The organism is Cupriavidus sp. 05T313 (genome assembly GCF_056396665.1).
Window position 1 is genome coordinate 1 of record NZ_JBFTLX010000585.1, and the last position, 551, is coordinate 551.

A 551-nucleotide genomic window follows, 5' to 3' on the forward strand; every position below is an offset into this window, starting at 1 on the left:
CCCGCCTTGGCACACTCCATGCGTTTGTACCTCCCGAGCGCAGAAACAATGCTCGAACCAACCGAACCCCAAGTCCCAATCGCTCCCAAGGAGAACTGCCATGACTACCACCCTCGCCATCAAGGACCTGTCCGTCACCGAAGAACTCGACGCCCGTGCCATGCGCGCCGTGCGCGGCGGCTTCGTGCCCTTCCTGCCCGTGTTCAGCGCGGTCAAGMTCGACTCGACCTTCAACGCYTCGCARCTGATCGGCCAGACGCAGAACGTCGTCAACATGAACGGCAATAACGCTGCCTTCGTCGACGACATCAAGTCGCGTGTCACCTCGACCCAGAACGCCCARAACAACATCTATTGAGCCKCGGGCTACCGCCCAGGCTGMATTCGCAARCTACTGCATTTCCCGGAGAACTGCCATGACTACCACCCTCGCCATCAAAGACCTGTCCGTCACCGAAGAACTCGACGCCCGYGCCATGCGCGCCGTGCGCGGCGGCTTCGTGCCCTTCCTGCCCGTGTTCAGCGCCGTCAAGATCGACTCGACCTTCAAT

1 protein-coding gene is annotated in these 551 nt (G+C 61.1%); it reads left to right on the forward strand.

The features are described 5' to 3' along the window. The first annotated feature begins 100 nt into the window (after positions 1–100). Entirely contained in the window at positions 101–358 is a 258-nt protein-coding gene (locus AC1DKD_RS41865; RefSeq protein WP_477112253.1) for a hypothetical protein, read from the forward strand. The last annotated feature ends 193 nt before the right edge of the window (positions 359–551 follow it).